The 19,486-nt window shown below is 64.5% G+C and carries 20 protein-coding genes and 1 tRNA gene; 7 read left to right on the top strand and 14 right to left on the bottom strand.

Going from position 1 to position 19,486, the window contains the following annotated elements; all coding sequences use genetic code 11:
- Nucleotides 1-77: 77 nt before the first annotated feature.
- From dndE to dndB, 4 genes are read right to left on the bottom strand one after another with little or no spacing between them, the layout of a single operon-like run.
- On the bottom strand, nt 78-458 hold the full coding sequence (gene dndE, locus ACFYW5_RS07305; RefSeq protein ID WP_389415967.1) for a DNA sulfur modification protein DndE: 381 nt from the start codon (nt 456-458) through the stop codon (nt 78-80).
- Nucleotides 448-2,475 carry a DNA sulfur modification protein DndD gene (gene dndD, locus ACFYW5_RS07300; protein WP_389415966.1) on the bottom strand — a complete coding sequence of 676 codons (2,028 nt, stop codon included), beginning with the start codon at nt 2,473-2,475 and terminating at the stop codon, nt 448-450. Before dndD ends, dndE begins: the two co-directional genes overlap by 11 nt.
- Entirely contained in the window at nt 2,462-4,042 is a 1,581-nt protein-coding gene (gene dndC / locus ACFYW5_RS07295; RefSeq protein ID WP_389415965.1) for a DNA phosphorothioation system sulfurtransferase DndC, read from the bottom strand. The genes dndD and dndC overlap by 14 nt, the downstream gene beginning before the upstream one ends.
- Nucleotides 4,039-5,178: a DNA sulfur modification protein DndB gene (gene dndB / locus ACFYW5_RS07290; protein ID WP_389415964.1), complete on the bottom strand. Its 1,140-nt coding sequence runs from the start codon at nt 5,176-5,178 to the stop codon at nt 4,039-4,041. The genes dndC and dndB overlap by 4 nt, the downstream gene beginning before the upstream one ends.
- A 229-nt stretch (nt 5,179-5,407) precedes the next feature.
- Here dndB and dndA point away from each other — a divergent pair, with 229 nt between their 5' ends.
- On the top strand, nt 5,408-6,562 hold the full coding sequence (gene dndA / locus ACFYW5_RS07285) for a cysteine desulfurase DndA (protein WP_389416428.1): 1,155 nt from the start codon (nt 5,408-5,410) through the stop codon (nt 6,560-6,562).
- Between the two features lie 6 nt (nt 6,563-6,568).
- On the opposite strand, the gene ACFYW5_RS07280 is transcribed toward dndA, so the two are convergent.
- The 8 genes from ACFYW5_RS07280 to ACFYW5_RS07245 form a co-directional block, all read right to left on the bottom strand.
- A complete protein-coding gene (locus tag ACFYW5_RS07280) occupies nt 6,569-8,005 on the bottom strand; it encodes a DNA phosphorothioation-associated putative methyltransferase (protein ID WP_389415963.1) in 1,437 nt (478 codons plus the stop codon).
- A 301-nt stretch (nt 8,006-8,306) separates the two neighbouring features.
- Nucleotides 8,307-8,765, bottom strand: coding sequence for an HNH endonuclease signature motif containing protein (locus ACFYW5_RS07275; protein WP_389416427.1), 459 nt, complete (start codon nt 8,763-8,765; stop codon nt 8,307-8,309).
- Nucleotides 8,766-9,268: 503 nt separating this feature from the next.
- Entirely contained in the window at nt 9,269-10,984 is a 1,716-nt protein-coding gene (locus ACFYW5_RS07270; protein WP_389415962.1) for a hypothetical protein, read from the bottom strand.
- Between the two features lie 732 nt (nt 10,985-11,716).
- On the bottom strand, nt 11,717-12,019 hold the full coding sequence (locus ACFYW5_RS07265; RefSeq protein ID WP_389415961.1) for a hypothetical protein: 303 nt from the start codon (nt 12,017-12,019) through the stop codon (nt 11,717-11,719).
- Nucleotides 12,016-12,759 carry a GntR family transcriptional regulator gene (locus tag ACFYW5_RS07260; RefSeq protein WP_389415960.1) on the bottom strand — a complete coding sequence of 248 codons (744 nt, stop codon included), beginning with the start codon at nt 12,757-12,759 and terminating at the stop codon, nt 12,016-12,018. The genes ACFYW5_RS07265 and ACFYW5_RS07260 overlap by 4 nt, the downstream gene beginning before the upstream one ends.
- Nucleotides 12,756-12,980 carry a hypothetical protein gene (locus ACFYW5_RS07255; protein ID WP_389416426.1) on the bottom strand — a complete coding sequence of 75 codons (225 nt, stop codon included), beginning with the start codon at nt 12,978-12,980 and terminating at the stop codon, nt 12,756-12,758. Before ACFYW5_RS07255 ends, ACFYW5_RS07260 begins: the two co-directional genes overlap by 4 nt.
- A gap of 199 nt (nt 12,981-13,179) precedes the next feature.
- Nucleotides 13,180-13,491, bottom strand: a complete 312-nt coding sequence (locus ACFYW5_RS07250) for a hypothetical protein (RefSeq protein WP_389415959.1) — start codon at nt 13,489-13,491, stop codon at nt 13,180-13,182.
- 12 nt (nt 13,492-13,503) lie between these two features.
- Nucleotides 13,504-13,782 carry a hypothetical protein gene (locus ACFYW5_RS07245; RefSeq protein WP_389415958.1) on the bottom strand — a complete coding sequence of 93 codons (279 nt, stop codon included), beginning with the start codon at nt 13,780-13,782 and terminating at the stop codon, nt 13,504-13,506.
- A gap of 79 nt (nt 13,783-13,861) precedes the next feature.
- Here ACFYW5_RS07245 and ACFYW5_RS07240 point away from each other — a divergent pair, with 79 nt between their 5' ends.
- From ACFYW5_RS07240 to ACFYW5_RS07225, 4 genes are all read left to right on the top strand, one after another.
- The gene (locus ACFYW5_RS07240; RefSeq protein WP_389415957.1) at nt 13,862-14,617 is read left to right on the top strand and encodes a GntR family transcriptional regulator; all 756 of its coding nucleotides are present in this window, start codon (nt 13,862-13,864) and stop codon (nt 14,615-14,617) included.
- Between the two features lie 50 nt (nt 14,618-14,667).
- Nucleotides 14,668-14,865: a hypothetical protein gene (locus ACFYW5_RS07235; RefSeq protein WP_215205254.1), complete on the top strand. Its 198-nt coding sequence runs from the start codon at nt 14,668-14,670 to the stop codon at nt 14,863-14,865.
- Nucleotides 14,866-14,932: 67 nt separating this feature from the next.
- Nucleotides 14,933-15,018 (top strand) — tRNA-Arg (locus ACFYW5_RS07230).
- A 715-nt stretch (nt 15,019-15,733) separates the two neighbouring features.
- Nucleotides 15,734-16,462 (top strand): DUF5994 family protein, encoded by a 729-nt coding sequence (locus tag ACFYW5_RS07225; protein WP_389415956.1) that lies wholly within the window; start codon nt 15,734-15,736, stop codon nt 16,460-16,462.
- Here ACFYW5_RS07225 and ACFYW5_RS07220 read toward each other — a convergent pair.
- Complete coding sequence (locus tag ACFYW5_RS07220; protein WP_389415955.1) at nt 16,434-16,829, bottom strand: DUF5994 family protein; 396 nt, start codon at nt 16,827-16,829, stop codon at nt 16,434-16,436. The genes ACFYW5_RS07225 and ACFYW5_RS07220 overlap by 29 nt on opposite strands.
- Nucleotides 16,830-16,872: 43 nt before the next feature.
- Nucleotides 16,873-17,874 carry an acyl-CoA desaturase gene (locus ACFYW5_RS07215; RefSeq protein WP_389415954.1) on the bottom strand — a complete coding sequence of 334 codons (1,002 nt, stop codon included), beginning with the start codon at nt 17,872-17,874 and terminating at the stop codon, nt 16,873-16,875.
- A gap of 263 nt (nt 17,875-18,137) precedes the next feature.
- Here ACFYW5_RS07215 and ACFYW5_RS07210 point away from each other — a divergent pair, with 263 nt between their 5' ends.
- A complete protein-coding gene (locus tag ACFYW5_RS07210; protein WP_389415953.1) occupies nt 18,138-18,911 on the top strand; it encodes a DUF5994 family protein in 774 nt (257 codons plus the stop codon).
- Between the two features lie 10 nt (nt 18,912-18,921).
- On the top strand, nt 18,922-19,188 hold the full coding sequence (locus ACFYW5_RS07205; protein WP_389415952.1) for a hypothetical protein: 267 nt from the start codon (nt 18,922-18,924) through the stop codon (nt 19,186-19,188).
- Nucleotides 19,189-19,486 lie beyond the last annotated feature (298 nt).

The following is a 19,486-nucleotide window of genomic DNA, read 5'->3' as shown; positions in this document are numbered from 1 at the left end:
ACAGTCATAGCCCCCTGCCATCCCCAGATACACCGAACCCCCAGGACGGTCTGCCTGGGGGATCAGTCGCGGGTACTTCAAGCGGGTACGACGGCGGCAACTAGCCCTTCGATTGTGGCCATCTGCTTGTCGGCGCCGAGGTAGCCGATGCCGCGGTGCACGTGGACGGTCAGCACTCGCTGGATGTTCTCGTCATTGGGCTCATCACCGATAGCGACGCAGCGCTGCTTGAGCAGGGCTAGGTAGAGGTCGCCGTACTGGCCAGCGAAAGTCCTCCAGCTCATCTCGACGTTGGAGTCGGTGACAATGTCCTTCACCAGCGGGGTGGAGGGATCCTTCAGCGACAGCAGCAAGGCCCAGCGGCACAGCACGTTCCACTGAGTGATGCCGGTGGTGCGCTTGAGATAGCTCAGCCGGTCCTTGGCTGGCTGGGACAGGCGGACATGGTCAACCGACATGCTGGGCTCCTGCACTCCACCAGTAGCCTTCGACGACGGCGGTGGTGAACTCGGTGTCGTCGTGGACGAGTGTGTAGGTGTGGGCGATGGACTTCTTCAGGCGGCCCAGCAGGTACTCGTCAATCTCTTCATCCGTGGACAGCAGCAGGACCTGGTCGCTGGCGTTGGGGAAATATCGGTCCACGAGGTGTTCGCGGTGGCGGCTATCAAGTCGGCCCAGAGGCGTGTCGATGACGCTGGGCAGTCGGTTGCCGGCGACCCTCATCAGCCCCCACAGCAGCGAGACAGCCAGGAGTTGGCGCTCACCTGCACTCAAGCGTGCCGGGTCCAAGGGCTCGCCGTCGGCATCGGTGAGAGTGAGGGTGAACTCATCGGTATCGATGCGCAGGTCGTGCACGAGAGTCTGTTTGCGCATGAGGGCTTTGAAGCTCTGCAGGACAGCCACCTCGAGCCGGCTGATGTGCCGCTTGAGGAGCGCGGAACCAAAGCGCTCGAGCGTGTCGCGGGCCTTTTCGGAGTACTTGATGATCCGCTCGACTTCCTCCGCCTTGACCTTGGTGCTGACGAACTCTTTGTGAGCACGCTCCAGCAGCGTGGTGACGTGCTCACGGCGCCGCTTGAGATCCTCCACCTTGGTCATGGCTCGGTCGCGGACAGCCTCGCGTCGGGTGGCCTCCACGATCTGCTCGTCCCGGGCCACCTGGAGGGCTTCCACCTTGTCCTGGGCGGGAACGCCGGCAAGCTGCCGGTCCACCTGGTCCAGTTCCTCGGCCAGTTCAGCTGCTCGCTCAAGCAGTTGTGCGGAGCGTTCGGTGTCCCGCTTGAGCAGTTCATCAAGGACGGAAAGCTGGGCGAGTGCGTCGTGCGGCAGGCGTAGATCCACGGGCAGCTGCGTGCGGGCGGCGCGCTCGGCACGGTCGCCCTCCAGTCGCTGGAGGACCTCGCCACGGGCCGCGTCGGGGAGCAGGTCCAGCAGCCACCGGTCGCGTTCTTCCAGGACCTCAAGGACTTGGGCGGACTGCTGGGCTTCCTGCTCGTTGTTGGCCTGACGACGTACGTCGTCCAGGAGCGGCTTGACCATCAGCAGTGGCAGGGGTCCGCTGGCGAGGTGTGTGAGCTCCGTACGGACTTGAGCCAGCTGGGCGGTGGTCTGCTTTTTGTCGTTCTCCAGCTCCAAGCGCCGGGTGAACAGGTCGCCGCCTTCGTCGGCGAACGCCTTCTCCAGACTTTCCAGCTTGCGCTGTGCCTTGCCGACCTCGGTTCGAGATTGGGCGAGTTCCTGATGTGCGATGTCGTACTGAGCCAGCACGGCGTCGCGTTCGGCTTCCTGGGCACGGATGTTGTCCAGGAGGTGCTGTTCCTCGTCGGAGAGCTTTTGGCGCCGCTGCAGCGCCAGAAGGTCGGTGCGCAGCTGCTGGACGGTGCTGACACCCAGCAGGGAGTTCACAGCCGACTTAATGACCGACGCTGCTCGTTCAGGGTTGGCCAACGATTCGATCTTCTCGCCGTCGAAGAAGGCGAGTGAGGCGATCTCCAGGGGCAGCAGGGACTCAACGTGGTCGGCCCAGCCTTCGCTGAGTAGCCGGTTGAACTTGCTCTCCGGTACGACGTTGCGTTGTGTCTTCACCCTCTCGCCGTACGTCTCGTCGACGTAGACGTTGAGAAACTCTTTGAGGGTCTTACCGCCGATGTGCCAGCTGCGGACGACACGGTAGTAATGCTCGTTCCCGCCAGCCATGACGGTGAACTCGAGGGTGATGGCGGAACCGCGGCTGGGGTCCGCCTTGCGGTTGATGCTCTCTCGCAGGTACGTCTCGTACGCCTTGGTACCTCGGCCGCTGCAGCGGGCGCGGTTGCCGTAGAGCGCCAGCTGGATGGCATCGAGCAGAGTCGTCTTACCGCACCCGTTCAGGCCGCCGATCAAAATGATCGGCTTGTTCTTCTTGGGGGTGAGGTCGAGAGACTGCTTTCCGCGGTAGGCCCCGAATTCTTCGAGGGTGATCTTACGCAGGAGCATCGAGTTCGTTTTCGTCGTCGAAGGTCAGGTTCTCGGCGATTTCGTCGCGCCACTTCTTCTTACGCGTGGCGAATTCCACGGCGTCTTCGTGGTTTTCGTAGTAGCCCTTTTGCACAGCCTGCTCGAGCGCCTGGAACAGCCCGGAGCGGCGGGCCATGGTGCGGTATTTCCGTTCGACGGCGAGGAGTTCACGGACCATGTCGTAGTGGAGGTCGTCTCCCTCGCACACCTGCTTGAGGACGTCCATCTCGTCGGAGCCCATGACGAGCTGCTCATCGAGCGGGCCACCGGGGAAGGGCTCGCCAGTGGTTTCTTGGTAGATCCGCGGCAGGCTGTCTTCGACCTCGTGCTTGTCGAACACCCAGATCCGGCGGATTTCGTGCAGTTCATCGAGCGTGATCAGTTCGATATTTTGCACATGTTCGGGGGCGTGGGCACGGATCCAGGTTTGGGCCTTGAGTAGTTCCTCCAGCCACTCCTGCCGGTAGGACTGCAGGTAGGGGCCATGGATGGCGCCGTCGTTGAACAGCATGACCTTGCCGTTCATCCGGCGAAAGTCGCGGGCCGGCTTGTCCGGGCGTGGGAAGGGTGCCTTGCGGCCAGGCGGGAGGTCGGGGTCGCCTTCCTCGTAGTGGCCGAAGGGCGCGTCGAGCTTGTTACGCAGCTCCAGCAGGGGGAGCATCCACTCCTTTTCCTCGTCGTTCTGGATCATCGCGGACATGGACTTGTCCTCTTCGACCAGGGTGCATGTCCAGCAGCCGAAGCGGCTGGAGCCGCAGGAGGGAGTGCTGGAGTCGACCACCAGCGGGCATTCGCCGTCACCGGAGGCGCCCTGGTACATGGTGAGCAGGTCCTGATTGTTGTAGCCCCAGGGATTGGGCTTTTGCATCAGGAACTCCCACACGTCGTCGTTGGTCCAGGCCTCAACGGGGCTGTAGACGAGGGAGTTGGGCAGGTTGGCGTTGGGTGAGAGACGATCGCGGACACGTCGCTTCTCGTGCTTTTCCATCGCGCGGGCACGGGCTTGACTCTCCGCCTTACGGATGCCCAAGACCATGATTGCCTCACCGTGGGCGGCGACCACGCTTCGGATGAAGGTGTTCGACGGCTTGATCTTCAAGCGCTCGGTGCACCAGCGGAACTTCGGGCGCGGGGCAGGGTAGCCTCGGCCGATCAGATTCACCCAGAAGGTGTCCTTTATCTCCGGCGTGAGGCGGTGCGGCTCGATCGGGAGGTCTTGTGCCTGTGCCGCATCCTGCATGGTGCCCAGGGAGGCGGATACCCACGCGGCAACAACCGGGTTTTCTACCAGCGTGTCGGTGGAGATGACGTGCACGGTCTTGGTGCGCTGCTCGGCGGGCAGGTCCTTCAGGGCCATCCACACCAACTGCAGGACGGCGGTGGAATCCTTGCCGCCGCTGTAGCCGATGACCCAGGGCACCTGATCGGCAGTGTAGAGCTCCCGGATCTCCTCGGTCAGTTCAGTGACGACCTCCTCCAAGGAGCGTCCGTCGAACGGCTTGCGACGTACGGGGGTGAGCCCGAGGTTGAGGGGGATGGTGGTCATGCCTCGCCTCGCAGGTATGCGTCTTCCACGCGCTGTTCCTCTGGGCTCAGCTCCAAGCCCAGATGCTTACGCAGATAATTAACGGTAAGTGTCACGTTCTGATGGCTTTTGGAAACGCGGCCGCCGACGATAGCGCGTCCCTCCCAATCGGCGTTGGCCCGGCTCCAGTCCACTTGTTTCAGCGGAACCACCCTCTTCTTCCATGAGGACGCCTTGCTGGAATCTCGCAGGAGCGAGTTGCCGATGCGGCCGAGTGCATGCAGGGCGATCCCATGGCTGTGAATGAAGTCTCTGCGCATCTCCTGAGCGGACAGGTGCTTGTCACGCACCATCGCCCACTCGGGCAGTGCTGTGTCCATAGCTCCCCAGAACTCCTGCGTCAGCCCAGCCGCCTCTTCCTGCTTCAGATCGAGGCCCTGGAGGAGGGACTGGTTACCGAAGTACAAGGCACTCAAGGTGAAGAGTTTGCGGGACCGGGCGGAAAGGGTGCTTTTTTCCATCTCCACGAAGCCCTTGAAGATAGCCGAACGTTCGGCGAGAGACCGGGTGATCTGTGCGTTGACGTCCCGGTGGTCGTACAGGACACCGATGGAGCGCGCGGGGCGGACGGCATGCCGATTGAGGTCGGCGAACATCTGCTGGGACCGGGCGAGTCCGGTGTCGTGGAAGAAGACCACGGCGATGGTCTCATCCCCCAGGTCAGGGCTTTCCTTCAAAGCCATCTCGATGGCGGCGCGACGGTGCTGCCCGTCGTTGATGAGGAAGCGTGCGTCCATCGGGATACGCAGTTGCCCGGTACGGTGGGCGGCGCCTTCTGCGCCCTCACACTCGAAGACCATGTCCCCGTCCACAGAAGCAGTCAGGGCGCTGAAGACATAGTCCTCGGGGTTGTCCAGGATGTAGCGGGCGAGCGCCGGCAGGCGCCCCTTGTTCAGGACGCGCTGGGCTCTCAGTTCGGCAGATAGATCATCTTCGTCGAAGAGGAAGATCTTCGGGATGAGTCGCAGCGGACACATCGACGCGTAGAACTCCCGCCCCGCCTGCACCCCGCGGATCGCCGGGAAGGTGTATTCAAAGCCATTAGACGTTCGCGAGACAGCCCGCCCCGCAGCCTTGCTCGCCGCTTCAGTCTGCACTGGTGCACTCTAGCGTGTACGTACGTCTCCTGAGAAACGTACGCAGCCATCGACTCAACGTACCCAGGTGCGCGAAGTGACGTACCCCCGCTCACCCAGCCATGCACCCGCTACCCGAGAAGCATGCGGGAACAAGCACTGCCGTTGCACTGTTGGATGCTGCGGCGGTTGCAGCATGTACGTTAATTAGTTGACGTACGAGCTGTTGCGGAAGCGGGCAAAGAGGCGGGTGAGCGCCGTGGTGGCGTATCTGGATGTTGCGGCAACGACACGGGTGGATCCTCGGGTCGCCGAGGTCGTCTTGCACTGGATGACCGAGGACTTCGGCAACGCCGGCAGCCGCACACATGAATACGGCGCCCGTGCCAAGAAGGCTGTCCAGCAAGCCCGCTCCTATCTCGCGGGCACTGTGGGTGCGAAGACCGAAGAAGTGATCTTCACCAGCGGGGCAACGGAGTCCAACAACATCGCCCTGCTCGGCCTCGCCCCACACGGTGAGCAGACCGGCAGGAAGCACATCATCACCTCCGCCATCGAGCACAAGGCCGTCCTCGAGCCCCTGTTGCACCTCGCAGAGACCCGCGGCTTCAATGTGGACGTTCTCGAGCCGGGCGCGTCCGGTCGTATCAGCGTCGAGCAGGTCATGGAGTGCCTGCGCCCCGACACGCTCGCGGTGTCCCTGATGCACGTCAATAACGAGACTGGTGTCATCCAGCCGGTCGCCGAGCTGGCCGAGCGCCTGCGGGCCACCTCGACTTACTTGCACGTGGACGCCGCCCAGGGATACGGCAAGATCGCTGGCGATCTGTCCGCGCCGATCGACCTGATCAGCATCAGCGGCCACAAGATCGGCGCCCCGATGGGTGTCGGCGCACTCATCACACGACGCCGCGGCTGGGACAAGGCGCCGCTGGAACCGATCATGTTCGGCGGTGGTCAGGAGAGGAAGCTCCGCCCCGGCACCCTGCCCGTCCCGCTGATCATGGGCCTCCACGAGGCTGCGAAGATCTTCCACGAGAGCCGGGACAACTGGGAGCGCGACGCGCGAGCGATGCGAGAGCAGATCTTGAAAGCGCTCGGCAAGACACGCTTCAGGATCAACGGCGACCAGACGCATACCGTGCCGCACATCCTCAACGTCTCTTTCGACCAGCTCAACGCTGAAGCGCTAATCGTCCGGCTCAAGGACCAGATCGCCATTGCAACAGGATCGGCGTGCACCAGCGCCTCCTATACCCCTAGCCACGTACTCCAGGCGATGGGCCTTCCCGACGACGTGGCCGCAAACGGGTTGCGGTTTTCCTGGTTCCCTCCGCAAACGAGAGATTTTGATCCGCTGCCCATTGCCGAAACCATCGCCCACATGCAGCCCCAGGAAAGCTAATCAGCCCTAAGCCTCGGCCCGACGCACCAGCCGGTGCCCGCGCAGCTGCCGGCCACATCTGACGAGCTCAGCCTCCCAGCCGTTCTCGGTCCCGATCAGGTGCGGCCGTTCGTACAACCCGGCCCGCATCTCAGACTCGGTCAACCGGCGATATCGCGGCACGTCCGGATCATCCGGCGCCAGAAACTCGTGCTTGCGGTGAAGCAGAGGGCGGTTGGCCGAGCCCTCGTAGGAGAGATGGGACGCCTGGAGCGTTTGCAGATCCACTACGTAGGAAGACCGGATCCGCGGATGCGGGTCTTTGTCAAAGTCTGGGTAGTCCAGCCATGACACCGCCCGCCCCTGATGCTTGAGCTTTGCCACCGTCCACTGCTCCGGGCGGCCAGCAGCGATCGATGCGCAGTGCTCGTACAAACGCAAGACCGTCGGGATCCGCTCCAGCGTACGTCGATGCACATATAGCGCTGTCGGTGTCATCTTGCCTGCAATAGAGGCGTTCATGGCATTGCGTACATAACCGTCGTCGCGAAGCTTGAGCAGCAATCGATCAGCGCGCTGACACGCTTCCTTATAGGAACTAAAGAACGTACGCACGTCCTGCTGCAAGCTCACCGGCAGACTCGCGAACGGCCCACGGCCGTTAAACAGTTCCACAGCCAAATAGAGCAACGTGTTCAACGTCGATCGTTTAGCCCCGGCAGTAGCACGCTCAGGTCTAGCTCCTTCCTGTACCAACCTCTTGACCTCACCAGGCCGCAGGTGGGCCAGCAGCTCCGCAACGGTCCGCGGCATCTCCTCAATCCGCGGCGGACGCCCCCGGCGCTCAAAGAAGTCCACAACGGCACTCACCGCCGAGGCAGTGTTCTCGGAGGCAAGCCACTCGGCATCCGGGATCACGCGGTACGCCAGATAGCTCAGACGGGCACCCTCGTCTCGGAACGCATACACAACCCCGGGCGCTGCTGCTACCACCCGCGCACCGGTCACCTGCTCCACGTACTCCCGCAGCTCACTCGCGGCATAGAGATGCTGGAAAGTCTGCCGACTCGTCAGCAACCCGTCGCCGAACTCCTGCCCGCGAACCTTCGACTTCTCCCATGTCAGCCGCGCTGAGACAACCAGCAGTGTCGACGTCAGCCCCCATGCCTGCTCCAAGGTCTGCCGACGCTCGACCGGATCCTCGATGACGTTCAGCACGTAGGTCAGCAACACCACATCGCTGGCAACCAGTTGGGTATCGGAGCGGTAATACGGATCCCAACCCGTCACTTGGCAGTCCAGCTGCTGCAACGCTCGGACATCGTCGCCACGGCCACAGCCGTAGTCGAGGATCGTCCGCTCGGGTACCAACTGGCGATCCGCAAAAGCCTGACGCGCGGGCACCGACAAGGCCATACGCCCGATCGCCGTCCGGCGACGCTCACTACCCCAGATTTGCTGCATATCAGACACCTGCGTTTAGGTAACGACACCGATCAGCAGGGTAGAAGACGTCAGCTCTGCACGCCTACGCAACGGCGGACATGCCCCAGTCCCAGCAGATCACCGTCACGTGTGGCCGCCGGATAGAGGCTGGACGCTTCCTCATCTCCAGGTGAAGGATGAGAGACGATGCCTGGCGAACCTACCGAACATGGTGGAGTGGCCTGCACGGCATATTTGTTGGCGTCGCTGGACGCCGACCCGCTGACCACGGCCTGCCTACCTTAACCGGAGCTTTACAGCAAACCGGCCAAGCTATCGGCTACTTCCTGTTAGGTAAGAACGAAGGCGCGATGAATCGACTAGAAACCCAGGGGTCGTGCCGACCGCAAACAACCATCAGATTAGTTGGCGTTAGCGCTCCCCCGACGCTAAACGGTGCTACAAAGAGTTCACTGTTGTCCAGACGCGCTGGGCATGTCGCTGCCGCTTCACAACGCCCGCGAGCAGCAATCACACGCAGGATCCAAAGGGGTTGCGGAAGTGTAATCGCACCAATCTTAGGATCTGGATGCTTTACAACCCCTGCCGCCCACGCTTTAGCATCGTACACACTCCACAGTTTGCTCTTGGTGAGATTACACCATCCGCAAGCTAGGTAAAGGTTATCCTCATCCGTCGCCCCACCCTCCGCAACCGGAATTTTATGGTCCAGCTCAATGCGAAGATGCCTCGCATTCAGCCCTCTAGGGCGAGTGAAGTCAACCAAAGTCAGCGGCATCATCTCCTGTTGCGTTCGACGAAGGAAAAGATCTCGCGCATGCTGCGTGAACTGGTACCCACACAGATAACACCTTTGATCTGGGGCACTGTTAAACCACACTGCTTGCTTCAAGGCCGCGCTTATCCGCTCGCGCCCTACCCCTCTGCGGGCTTCTATCTCGCGCCACGCAAAATCTGCAAGTTGAGTAGCCGCAAGTTCAACTTCATCCTCGGGCGCATGCTGAGCGAGCATTCGCAGCTGGGCAAAAATCTCTACATAAACATGACCGATATTACTTCCAGATTCCACGTGTCTGGCCAAGTCGACCAGCCCCTCCAGGAACCAACGACCGACTGTGATGGCATAGTCGGCTTTCAGAAGCCACTCATTTTTGCCCAGAATTCCAGAAGGGGCGCTGAGGCCTGCTACCTCTCGGAGTCCGCTTTCTGTCCATCGAGTGGGTAGCGTATCCGCGAGTACCTTGTAGAATTTGCTGATCCCGTGAGTGTCCATACTGGGGGCTACGGCTTAAATTTCTTGGGAAGTCCGCTTGCGGGTACTTTTCGATACTCTTGCCAGTTTTGCGCCCAAAGCCTTTTTACAGCCAATTGATCTTTCTTGACGTTCTCAAGCCTCCAATCTCGATTGAAGTACGAGGAGCTCACTCGGCCACCCTTAAGCCAGTCATTAATAGTCCGCTCGAAGTCATCCAGATCTGCTAGCGACTCCGACTGCGTGTAGAGAAAGTCGAAGTAGTCGGCAGCAAGGATAGTGAGTGAGACTTTATTGAATAGGTTACTTACAGCTGTACTTCCCCAACCATTATAGGTTTCAGCTTCGATTGGGTCACCAAAATGGTCTCGCACGCGCGAGAAGAACCTAACGAAGATGTCCCGCCACGGGCCATCGGGACGCGACCACTCCTCAAACCTCTCCTCATCTGTGCCTGGACCCACAAGGCCGCACTGGGGGAAGTACTCCATCTTCCAGGCGCGCGCATAGTCGATCTTCTGGTTAAAGGGGCGTCCACCCCGCAGCTCACGAAAAATCGAAACAAGACCACGCAGGACCGTCCACTGCAGGAGGTCGGCGCGATCGCCAGCCATCCCTGTCTGCACGAGACCTCGAAATGGACTGTCCTCTGAACGGGTCAAATATGCTACGGATTGAGAATCCTCTAGCTTAATCCCGGCACGGCGAAGACGATCTGCAACTGCAGATAGCTCAGTTCGGCTTAGGCTTGTCGAAACAATGGTCCCAAGTAGCGCCTTACCCATCGGGGTCGCCTTTTGATTAACGACCACAAACTGAAATACATGCTCGCTCGGACTATCATCCATCAGCAATGAAACCGGAAGCCGGCGAGACTGACTTTCGATCAATTTTTCTGCGGCTAGTTCAGGCGAAGCTCCACCTTTCACCGCATCAAGGATCTTCGCCTTCCCATCATTGCTCTTAATGCTTTGACGGGCAGACTCGACAGCTCCTCGTAGTCTGTGCTGCCCATCAACAAGAACGACAGGCTTCAAGTAGGCGAGAAGTGCCGACTTCGTGAATCCCTGAATTTCCTCAGCGTCCTCGGCACCTCGCTGCTCTAGTACACGGATGCGGGCGCGCAGCTCAGTATAGAAGTCAACCAGGTGTGTTTCCTCTGCGAGCATCACAGACGCTGTGGCTTCAGCGTCATCTATAGTCGACTCATCCGAGCCTAGATTTTCGTTGCTGTCTGAGTCTGAATCATCGATGTCGCGATCATTATTTTCGCTATCTGGTTCCGCTTCCAGCATCTCCAAGCGCATGATGGAAGCGACGCGCGCCTCGTCTACTACGTCATCCCCAAGACTGCTTACTCGTGATTCAAGATGCGCTACGATCCGCTTCAGCATCGTCATCATCGACAACGATGAGTAGTCCTCGTGAGTAATGCTGAGCCGACCGAACGGCGAACCGGGTGAGGTTCGAGAGAATTGAACTCTCTGATTGTCCTGAAGGGCACCGAGTAGCGGGTTTTGAACCACATTATTGCTATCAGCGAAAAACTTCATCAGTTCTGTGATGCGCCGGGGATCCTGTTGACGCTGAAAACCTGCCGTCTCTTCATTTGCTAGCTTCCGACGCTCTGGAACACCTGCCCACTGTTCAATTTCCACTGCGGAGGCTGAAAAAAGAACTAGAGGCTTACTCTCTGGAGTCTGATGGACGAGAAAAGCATCATATTCTTTGACGATCTCACTCATGCATCCTCGCAGGCTGGTGGCCCTGGTAGCTGGGCAGTTGCCATACCATACCCAACTCTGGGTGCTACCGTGGCAATTGAGGTTGTACGAACCGCTCGAGGGGCCGACCCGCGGGTTTCACCCCCCGAGCAGAGGTATGCGACATGGGGACGGCCTGACGACCAGCAGTGGGTCAGGCCGCGCGCTCCCCCCTTGACCTCCGGCTCTCGTGAGCTCGGAGGTCAGGGTGTCTTTCGTCGCTCTCTCAGCAGGCCACCCAGCCGCATGGAGCCGACTGGGGCGAGCGCCTTCACCATAGACGGTGCCGTGAAGCCGTGTGAGGTGCGTGTGGCCTATTCGTGGACCGCCGGGAGGCTACACAGCGCTTGCGAGGTTTTAACCAGGTGAAATACCTGAGACTCACGGGCCCTCCGGAGCCGTTGCAGTACCGCGGCTTAAACCGGCCGTCACAGCTTCCCTTCCTGATCAACGACACCGCAGCATGGCTGAGGTTAGTTGGGGTGCGGCAAGGCACACGCGTGCGTGGTCGGTCGACGCGCCCGCCGTCGTGGCTGGCTGTCGTCGGCTGAGGTTCAAGCCTTCGGAGAAGGGCGGCTTTCTCTGCTCCGGTGCCCGAAGTCTCAGCGGTAGCCGGCATAACGCAGCGCGGAGGGGAGCCGAGTCTTGCTCAGGCTCCCCTCCCCGGTTGAAGCGGAGGGACATCGGCGGCAGGCGTCGCTTGCGGCCGCTGTTTCAGAAGCGGTGCGGTTCGCTCATCCCCAGGAGGTGACCGCGGCTGGTTGCTACGCGGAGCACGTCCCGAAGGGTCCCGGTCAGTTCCCCGGTCAACCGGCGTAGGTCCTCCTGGTCCGGGTCCTGGCCGTCGAGGGTGTCCGAGGCGCGCTCCAACAGGGCCGCTGCCGTGACGAGTTGTTCCTCTTCGATGTTGTCCGCCAGGCGGGACATGTAGCCGCCTTTGTCATCCGTGCTCAGGTAGCAGGGCTTGCCCTCCGGGCCCGACCACGGGAGAAGGCGCAGTTCGTTCCGTGCTGTCATCCTGCCGTCTGCCTCTCGTCGAGAGTGTGGTGAGTGCTGAAGACTGCGTCGGCTCGATCCCCTGGGAAGACCAGAAGGGCCGCCTCGACCACTCGGCCAGTGGAATCGGTCGCGACGCGCGTGATCGCCAGAACTGGCGTGACGGAGTTGGTTCGCAGGGTCGATGACTCGTCCGGCGTCGGCGGGCGGGCGCAGACCGTTTCCCGAACAGCAGCCGGCGGAGGGCCGAGTACGGCGAATCTCTTGGCTGCCTCCGGGCACGAGGGTTCGTCGTCGAGCACGCCGGCCGGCGCCAGGTCGCGCGGGATGTAGATACGCGCCAGTCCGTGAGGTGACTCCCCCTCGTGGCTGACGCAGAAGAACTCCGCGAGTGGACTGCCTGTCGGCACCCTCAGGAGGGTTGTCAGGTGTCCGTCAGCCTGAACCGTGGCAGTGCGAACGGTGACGTGTAGGGCCGTTTCAGCGGCGGTCCACGGGTCCAGCGTCCCCCAGCCGCCGACGTACATGATCCGGCGGAGAGGGCGGCGGACGAAGTTGCCCTTGCCGTGGATCTTCTCGACGAGGCCTTCGCCCTGGAGCACCGCGAGGGCACTCCGCAGCGTTGCTGTGCTGACCTTGTACCGGTCGGCCAAGCCGGTCTCGGACTGGAGTCGTTCGCCGGGCTTGAGATGGCCGGTCGTGATCTGGTGCCGGAGATCGTCGGCAATGTCGTGATGGCGAGAAGACACGGGCCGGGTCACCGCCTTCTCAGGATCCGCACGGCGACGAGCCGGGTTCGCGTGTGTATGGTCAGCAACTCGCCCGAGTCGAAGAGGATTTGCTTCGCGCCCTGGGAAAGCTGGAAGAGGTCCTGCACCCGGCACGCCCGGCCTCCGAGTTGGATGATGTCGCCGCGCTGCACGGTGGCCGCGGTCACTTCGACGTTGGACGCCAGCGTGCCGCCGGGTGCCCACTCCCTCACCGCTGCACCTCCGAAGGCGTCGTCTGCCCGGACATTGAATGGCACGGGCAGTCGCACGCCTCGTAGACCACCGGGAGGTCGACCGGCGCCGAGGCCGGAGAGGACTCCGCGCAGGCGTGGTGGGTGCCGATCCGGCACGCGGTCGATCGGTAGGGGACGACCGAGGCGTCCGTGACGCGGGTCTGCCGACGGGGAGGCATCACTGGACCCCCACCAGGGCCGACCACGCACCGGCCGGCAGATACGGAGCGACGACCACTTCGCGCGTCCTCACGCGTTTTTCCCAGGCCAGTACGTACGGGCGGACGAGCGCGATGTCCTCACCCCTAAGCATTTGCCGGTGGTCCACGTCGTCGAAGGCGCGTCGGCGGACGGCCGTCGTCCTGTCCGGAGACAAGGAGGAGGCGGGGGCGGCCGACGGCCCGGAGGTCGCTAAGGGGCGGCGGTGCCTGCCCCTGGGGAAGTGCCGCTCTCTGGTGAGCGAGACGGCACGGCGGATACGGTTGAGCACGCTGTTCAGCTCCTATCGCTGATGGCCCGGTCCCCCGACATCGCCCGTCGTGGGGACCGTTTTGCGTACGACCGCCCAGAGGGTGCGGCCGTTCATGCTTGTGGCCAGGAGTCCGAATCGATCGGCCTCCGCCACTACGTCCAGGACCTCCCGCCATAGCTCGGCGGAGACCGTGTCCGGCACCTCCGCTTCGACCGACGTGTGCCGGGGGTGTTCCTCCACTCGAGTGAGGAGCCCGAGGGCGGACAGCCGGGCGGCGAGGGCCGCCGCGCTAACTCCCGAATCGGGCACAGGGCAGCCTCCGTCCACCAGCGATCACTTTGAGTGAAGCTAGTTAACTAGATTAGAGCTAGTGGACTAGATTTTCCATATGCCTGAGCAGCCGCCCTATCTCCGCATCGCCGACGAACTCCGGCGGCGGATCGCGGAGCACGTGTGGGAGCCGGGAGACCGCCTGCCCTCCCGCGCCCAGATCGGTGAGGAGTGCGGCGTGGGCGAGAACGTCGTACGCCGAGCGCAGGAGTTGCTGATCTCGCAGGGTGTGTTGGAAGGCCGCGCCGGATCGGGCACGTACGTCGCCGAGCCGCGGCAGCGTGTGCGGGTGGTCCGTTCCTCGGCGCGCGAGCAGCCCAACGGATCGCCCTTCCGTGCGGACATGAAGTCCGTCGGCAGGCAAGGGGACTGGGAGAGCCGGACCGACGCCAAGGTGCCTGCGCCAGCGGAGATCGCGGCACGGCTGGGCATCGCCGAGGGCGAGCCGTGCGTCCGTACGACGTACGAGTTCCTGGCGGACGGCAGGCCCGTGCAGCTGTCGACGAGTTGGGAGCCGTACGACCTCACCGCCGGCACGCTCGTGGTCCTCCCCGAGGGAGGGCCGCACGCCGGGGCAGGCGTCGTGAACCGCATGGCCGCGATCGGCATCACCGTCGGCCACGCCGTGGAGCAGCCGGAGCCGCGGCAGGCGACCGCCGAGGAGGCATCACTACTCGGCATCCAGAAGGCCGCGCTCGTCACGCACATCCGGCGGACGTACTACAGCGACGGGGGACGGCCCGTCGAGACGGCGGACATCGTCGTGCCCGCCGCTCACTGCGAGATCGTCTACGAGATCCCGATCAACCGTTAACGAGACAAGGCCGCCTCATGCCGTAACCCCTCAGCTCGTATCGTGACGTCATGCGAAACGAGCGGCACGATGAGCGGCTGTCGGACGAGGAGTTGGAGCTGTTCCTCCAGTACCTCCACAGGTTCGCGAACCACGACCTTGACCTCTTCGCCCTCATGCAGGTGGGAGATCCTGAGCACCCCGCCTTCGTGTCCTTCAGCAGGAAACCGGAAGCGGGTGTCGAACCTTCGGCCTACCGGCGGCCGTAGACCGACTTCGGGCCCTGTCGAATGCGTGTCGACGGCAGGTGACGAACTGCCAGGAGAAGAGGTTGCTGCCCAGGTCAGCGACCGATCACGAGTGAATGCACCAGGCGCCTTCTAAGCGCTTGGCCGCAGGTTCGAGTCCTGCCGGGGGCGCCAGTCTCCGCCCTCCCTCCGGGAGGGCTTTTCTGCTGGACATGAGGGCGCGGTTTCCCGGCGGGCGCCCCTACCTTCGACGGCGGATGTACCAGGCGGCCGCCACCACGATGAGGATGGCAACCACGAAGGCCAGCATCGTCATTGGGCCGTGGTACGAGCGGTACGTCGTCAAAGCGAGCATGTACGGACGGATACCCAGAGTCGGCTCGGTCAGCCGACAGTCCCCATGTGTCCGAAATGACGTCCGGGCATACCCTGGAAGTGGGTCCGCGCACTCTCACGTGCAGCGACCCGGAAGGGCGGTCCCGGTGTGCATACGCCGGGACCGTTGAAACAGCGGCGCGCATTGTGGCGAGGATCGCCGGGCCGGCGGTGGCGGGCGTGCGCGCGAGGGGCGGTGGGTTCGCCCGCGGCATGGGGGCCATGCGCGAACGGGTGCCCGGTACCGGCGGCAAGGCCGTCACCAGTGGGGTGAAGGTCGAGGTCGGCGAGGTGCAGACCGCGGACCGGCGACCAGCGACGGCCGTTCCCTCGGGGGACATTCCCCCGGCCGAAGTGAGCCGACCTTCAGGAGCGGTCCGTTCGGCCTCTTCGGGGAGTAGCGTGAAGTCATCGGGAGTATTCCGCGCACCGGCCCCGATGCCGGTGTCGTTCCCGGTGAGCGACGACACCGGTCGGCTGCCGCCGCGCAGGCGCCCGGAGACAGGTCCGCGCGATGTCCGCGACCACCACCCGCTCCCGGCCAACGGCTGCCCCCTTCCGGGCCCCGACCGCGCGCCTGGCGCTGAAGTCCGCGAGCCCTTCCGCAGGACCCGCCGGGCTGGACGGCGCCTGGTGGCCCCGTTCCCGTGATCTGCCGACCGAACTCTCCGCCTTGGCGGACGTACTGGATCCGCTGTGGGGTCGGATCACCCGTATCGCGGTCAACCCCCGTCACTGGCCGATCCTCCCGCCCAGGATTGTCGTCAACGGCCAAATGGTCCGGGTCGGTTGCCTCACCACCGAGCTGGATCCGCACGGGATCGCTCTGCTGTCCTACACGGCAGGCCGCTGGAACCTCCTCGTGATCCCCCCAGAAACCGGCGCCCCCTCAGCCGCTCACCTGATGACCGCCGCGAGTGCGGACACCGGGCCACCGAGGACCGCGTCCGCGCTCCTTACGGCGGAGCGAAGTCACCGGGAAGGCGGAGAGGGTGCCGGTGCTCCCTCAGCACACGGACGGCGTCAGCGGCTCGCCGAGCGGTGTGACTCGCGCCCGGGCACGGCGTCGGGCACCCGTCACACGCGTGCGTGGAGCCCCCGTCACACGCAACCGCTCCGCGCGGGCACAGCGCCCCCCGCGCCCCCTCCGCCCGGGCACAGCGTGCAGCACGCAACCGCTCCGCCCAGACCAGCAAACAACCGTCGCGCGCCCGTCACACCCCACCGCTCGCCGCCGCCATGAGCGGTTCCGCCGCCTCCGGGGGCGTATCCGGAGGGACCACCAGCAGGTCCCAGCGGCCCCGGCCGGGTGAGAGCAGGACGATGGTGTGCGCGGCGGATGCGGTGAGGGTCCGGTGCAGTCGTACCGCCTGGTTGGAGACGAGCATCCGGCCGGGCACCGCCGACCAGGTGGTCCCGTTGACGGTGGCGCTGGTGATGTCGCCCCATGCCTGCGGCAACCCCCCGAGCAGCCGGGGCAGTTCGGTGAGGAGGTCGTACGAACGCGGCCACCACGCTCCGTCGATGGGCCGCGGCACGGTGCTGTGGGATGCGAGACGCAGCCGCAGGAGGGGTTGGGAGGGAAGCGGGGGCTGCACTGCGGTGGTCATGAAGGCTCCTGCCGACTGCCGTGCACGGGTGGGGTGGTCGATGTCAGGCGCGACGGGCCGCGACCCGCTCCTCGGTCGGCCAGCGCACGTCGTGCACCCAGCCGAGGCGTTCGAAGAGGCGGATGACGGTGGCCGAGGGGTCGAGCTGACCGCGGTCGACACCGTGGCGCGCGCTGGTGGGGTCGGCGTGGTGCAGGTTGTGCCAGCTCTCGCCGAAGGAGAGCAGGGCCAGCGGCCACAGGTTGGTGGCCCGGTCGTGATGCCGGGTGCGGAACGGGCGCTCACCGATCAGGTGGCACAGGGAGTTGACGCTCCAAGTGACGTGATGGAGCAACGCGATGCGCACAAGTCCCGCCCACAGCAGGGCGGTCACGCCGTACAGCCAGGTGCCGCCGATGGCCCAGCCCAGCCCGAACGGCAGGGCGAGCGTGAGGACGCACAGCGCCGGGAAGGCGCGGGAGACGGCGCGGATGTCGCGGTCGGCGAGCAGGTCGGGGGCGTAACGCTCCGACGGCGTACGGTCGTTGCGGAACAGCCAGCCGACGTGCGCGTGCAGCAGCCCGCGCAACTGGCCGCGCAGATGCGTGCCGTAGCGGTACGGCGAGTGCGGGTCCCCCGGCCGGTCGGTGAAGGCGTGATGGCGGCGGTGGGTGGCGACCCAGCCGATGACATCGCCCTGGAAACTCATCGACCCGGCCACCGCGAGCGCGATCCGCAGGGGCCGGACGGCCCGGTAGCCGCCGTGGGTGAGGCCGCGGTGGAAACCGACCGTCACACCGAGACCCGTGATCGCGTAGAAGAGGAGGGCCAGCAGGAGGTCGGTGGGGTGGACGAGACTTCCCCACAACAACCAGCCGGCAAGACCGAGCGCCACGAACGGAAGGACGACGATCGCCGCGGTCACCGTGACGTACAGTCGGTCGCTGCCGCTGCGCGCGGGCGCGGGGCCGTCCGACGGGAAGGGGGACGTCCCGTCATAGCCCTGAGGCGGCGGGGCGGGGTCCGACGGCGTGGACCTCGTGGACGTGGTGGGACTGAGTGGCATACGTGACTCCTCGGCCTGGATGCGGATGGCGCGGCCGGGGTCACGGGCTGCCCATAGAGGGACGTCGCGAGAACGGCGCCGGCCCGGAGACCGGCAGACGAAGGGCCCTCGCTCCCTCCACCGTACTCCGGCACAATGCGGGACGAGGCGGGCCGGAGCGATCCGGGACGGCGTACGACCGAGCTCGCGCCCAGTGGTCCGGGGGCGAACGCCTCCACATTCAGGCGGCCACATTTCTCCGCCAGAGCGGAACGCGGAGTAACATGGACATTACCAAGGGCATTTCGCACACCGGCTTCCACGCCGGGTCGTCTTCGGTGAAAGATGAAACCCGGGCCGCCGTCGACGCGGCCCGGAGACGGGTCCGCATCATGTCGGCGACCTTGCTTCCTCCCCTGCCGCACCCCGAGCCCGTCGCAGCCCCGGCCGCGCGTCTCGCCCTGAAGCCCGGGAAGACCGACGGCACCTCCCGTGGACTCCTGGACGGTGCCTGGTGGCCCCGCTCCCGGGATCTGCTGAGCGAACTACCGGCGCTCGCCGACACGTTGGACCCCTTGTGGGGCCGTATCACCCGAATCGCCGTCAACCCGGAGCACTGGCCGGTCATCCCCCGCAAGGTTCCGGTGGACGGTCACATCGTCAAGGTCGGCTGGTTCACCCGGGAGCTCGACCCGCACAAGCTGCTGCTGCTCTCCTACGGCGCCGAGCGCTGGGACCTGCTGGTCATCCCGCCCGAGACCGACGCGGAGACGGCGGCCCGGCTGATGGCCGCCGCGTCCGGGGACGACGGTCCGCCGCTGACCGCGAGCGCGCTCATCGCCGCGGACGAATCCCGGCACGGCGTCTCCGGGTCCGATGGCCCGCCGAGCCCGGACGACAGGACCGAGCGCCCGCCGAGCCAGGACAACAGGACCGATGCCCCGTCGAGCCCGGACGAGGCGTGGGAGGCCGAAGGCGGCGCCTCCGCGGTCTCCGCGGCCGTGCCGGAGCAGCCCGGTCCGCTCCATCGCGCCGGCCGCCTGATCACCGGCATATGAGGTGGCCACCATGAACGCCTTCCTGACAGCCGCAGCCCTCGTGGTGCTCATCGCGGCGGGCGCGTACGCGATCCACCGGCTCAACCTCCAGCACGCCGACAGAATCGCCGTGCACCGGTACAGCGACCCGCTGCCCGGCCGGGGTGGCCGCGGCACCCCTCAGCCCTCCGGACCGGACCGCTCCGAGTCGCCGCCCACCGGCGAACCGCGGGACCACCGCGAGGGACGCGGCCGGTTCCCGCCGCGCCGTCGCAGCCGTACGCCTCACCACGAGTGACCTGCCGAGCTGAGCGGCCCCCTGCCGGAAAGGGGGCCGTTCAGCTCGGCAGGTACGGCTGAACACGCCCCCCAGTGAGCCGCCAACCGCACAACCCACCACCCCCCTACCGGAATTAGGCTGCTTCGAACCCGTCCGTCACCCGCCGCGAGGACTACGCTGCTGGGGAGACGTCCCAGACCCCGGCGGCACACTGTTGCTTGAACACGGATGGCTGCGGGGCGCGGACTCCTGGTCCGCCACCCGGCGATTCCCTGGAGGGCACGGAGTGGGTCCTCCGTCCGGCCGCGCAGGCTGC

Source organism: Streptomyces sp. NPDC002779 (assembly GCF_042888685.1).
In the GTDB taxonomy this organism is placed as follows: Bacteria; Actinomycetota; Actinomycetes; order Streptomycetales; family Streptomycetaceae; genus Streptomyces.
Note: the sequence above shows the minus strand (reverse complement) of the source record. Positions and strands in the feature narration are given on the sequence as shown.

Coding starts and splice junctions, on each gene's coding strand:
- dndC (WP_389415965.1), bottom strand. CDS start 4,042: ATGACCACCATCCCCCTCAACCTCGGGCTCACCCCCGTACGTCGCAAG.
- ACFYW5_RS07220 (WP_389415955.1), bottom strand. CDS start 16,829: ATGACCACCGCAGTGCAGCCCCCGCTTCCCTCCCAACCCCTCCTGCGG.
- ACFYW5_RS07215 (WP_389415954.1), bottom strand. CDS start 17,874: ATGCCACTCAGTCCCACCACGTCCACGAGGTCCACGCCGTCGGACCCC.
- ACFYW5_RS07265 (WP_389415961.1), bottom strand. CDS start 12,019: ATGACAGCACGGAACGAACTGCGCCTTCTCCCGTGGTCGGGCCCGGAG.
- ACFYW5_RS07280 (WP_389415963.1), bottom strand. CDS start 8,005: ATGCAGCAAATCTGGGGTAGTGAGCGTCGCCGGACGGCGATCGGGCGT.
- ACFYW5_RS07210 (WP_389415953.1), top strand. CDS start 18,138: ATGGACATTACCAAGGGCATTTCGCACACCGGCTTCCACGCCGGGTCG.
- ACFYW5_RS07205 (WP_389415952.1), top strand. CDS start 18,922: ATGAACGCCTTCCTGACAGCCGCAGCCCTCGTGGTGCTCATCGCGGCG.
- ACFYW5_RS07270 (WP_389415962.1), bottom strand. CDS start 10,984: ATGAGTGAGATCGTCAAAGAATATGATGCTTTTCTCGTCCATCAGACT.
- ACFYW5_RS07235 (WP_215205254.1), top strand. CDS start 14,668: ATGCGAAACGAGCGGCACGATGAGCGGCTGTCGGACGAGGAGTTGGAG.
- ACFYW5_RS07225 (WP_389415956.1), top strand. CDS start 15,734: ATGTCCGCGACCACCACCCGCTCCCGGCCAACGGCTGCCCCCTTCCGG.
- dndD (WP_389415966.1), bottom strand. CDS start 2,475: ATGCTCCTGCGTAAGATCACCCTCGAAGAATTCGGGGCCTACCGCGGA.
- ACFYW5_RS07240 (WP_389415957.1), top strand. CDS start 13,862: ATGCCTGAGCAGCCGCCCTATCTCCGCATCGCCGACGAACTCCGGCGG.
- dndE (WP_389415967.1), bottom strand. CDS start 458: ATGTCGGTTGACCATGTCCGCCTGTCCCAGCCAGCCAAGGACCGGCTG.
- ACFYW5_RS07275 (WP_389416427.1), bottom strand. CDS start 8,765: ATGCCGCTGACTTTGGTTGACTTCACTCGCCCTAGAGGGCTGAATGCG.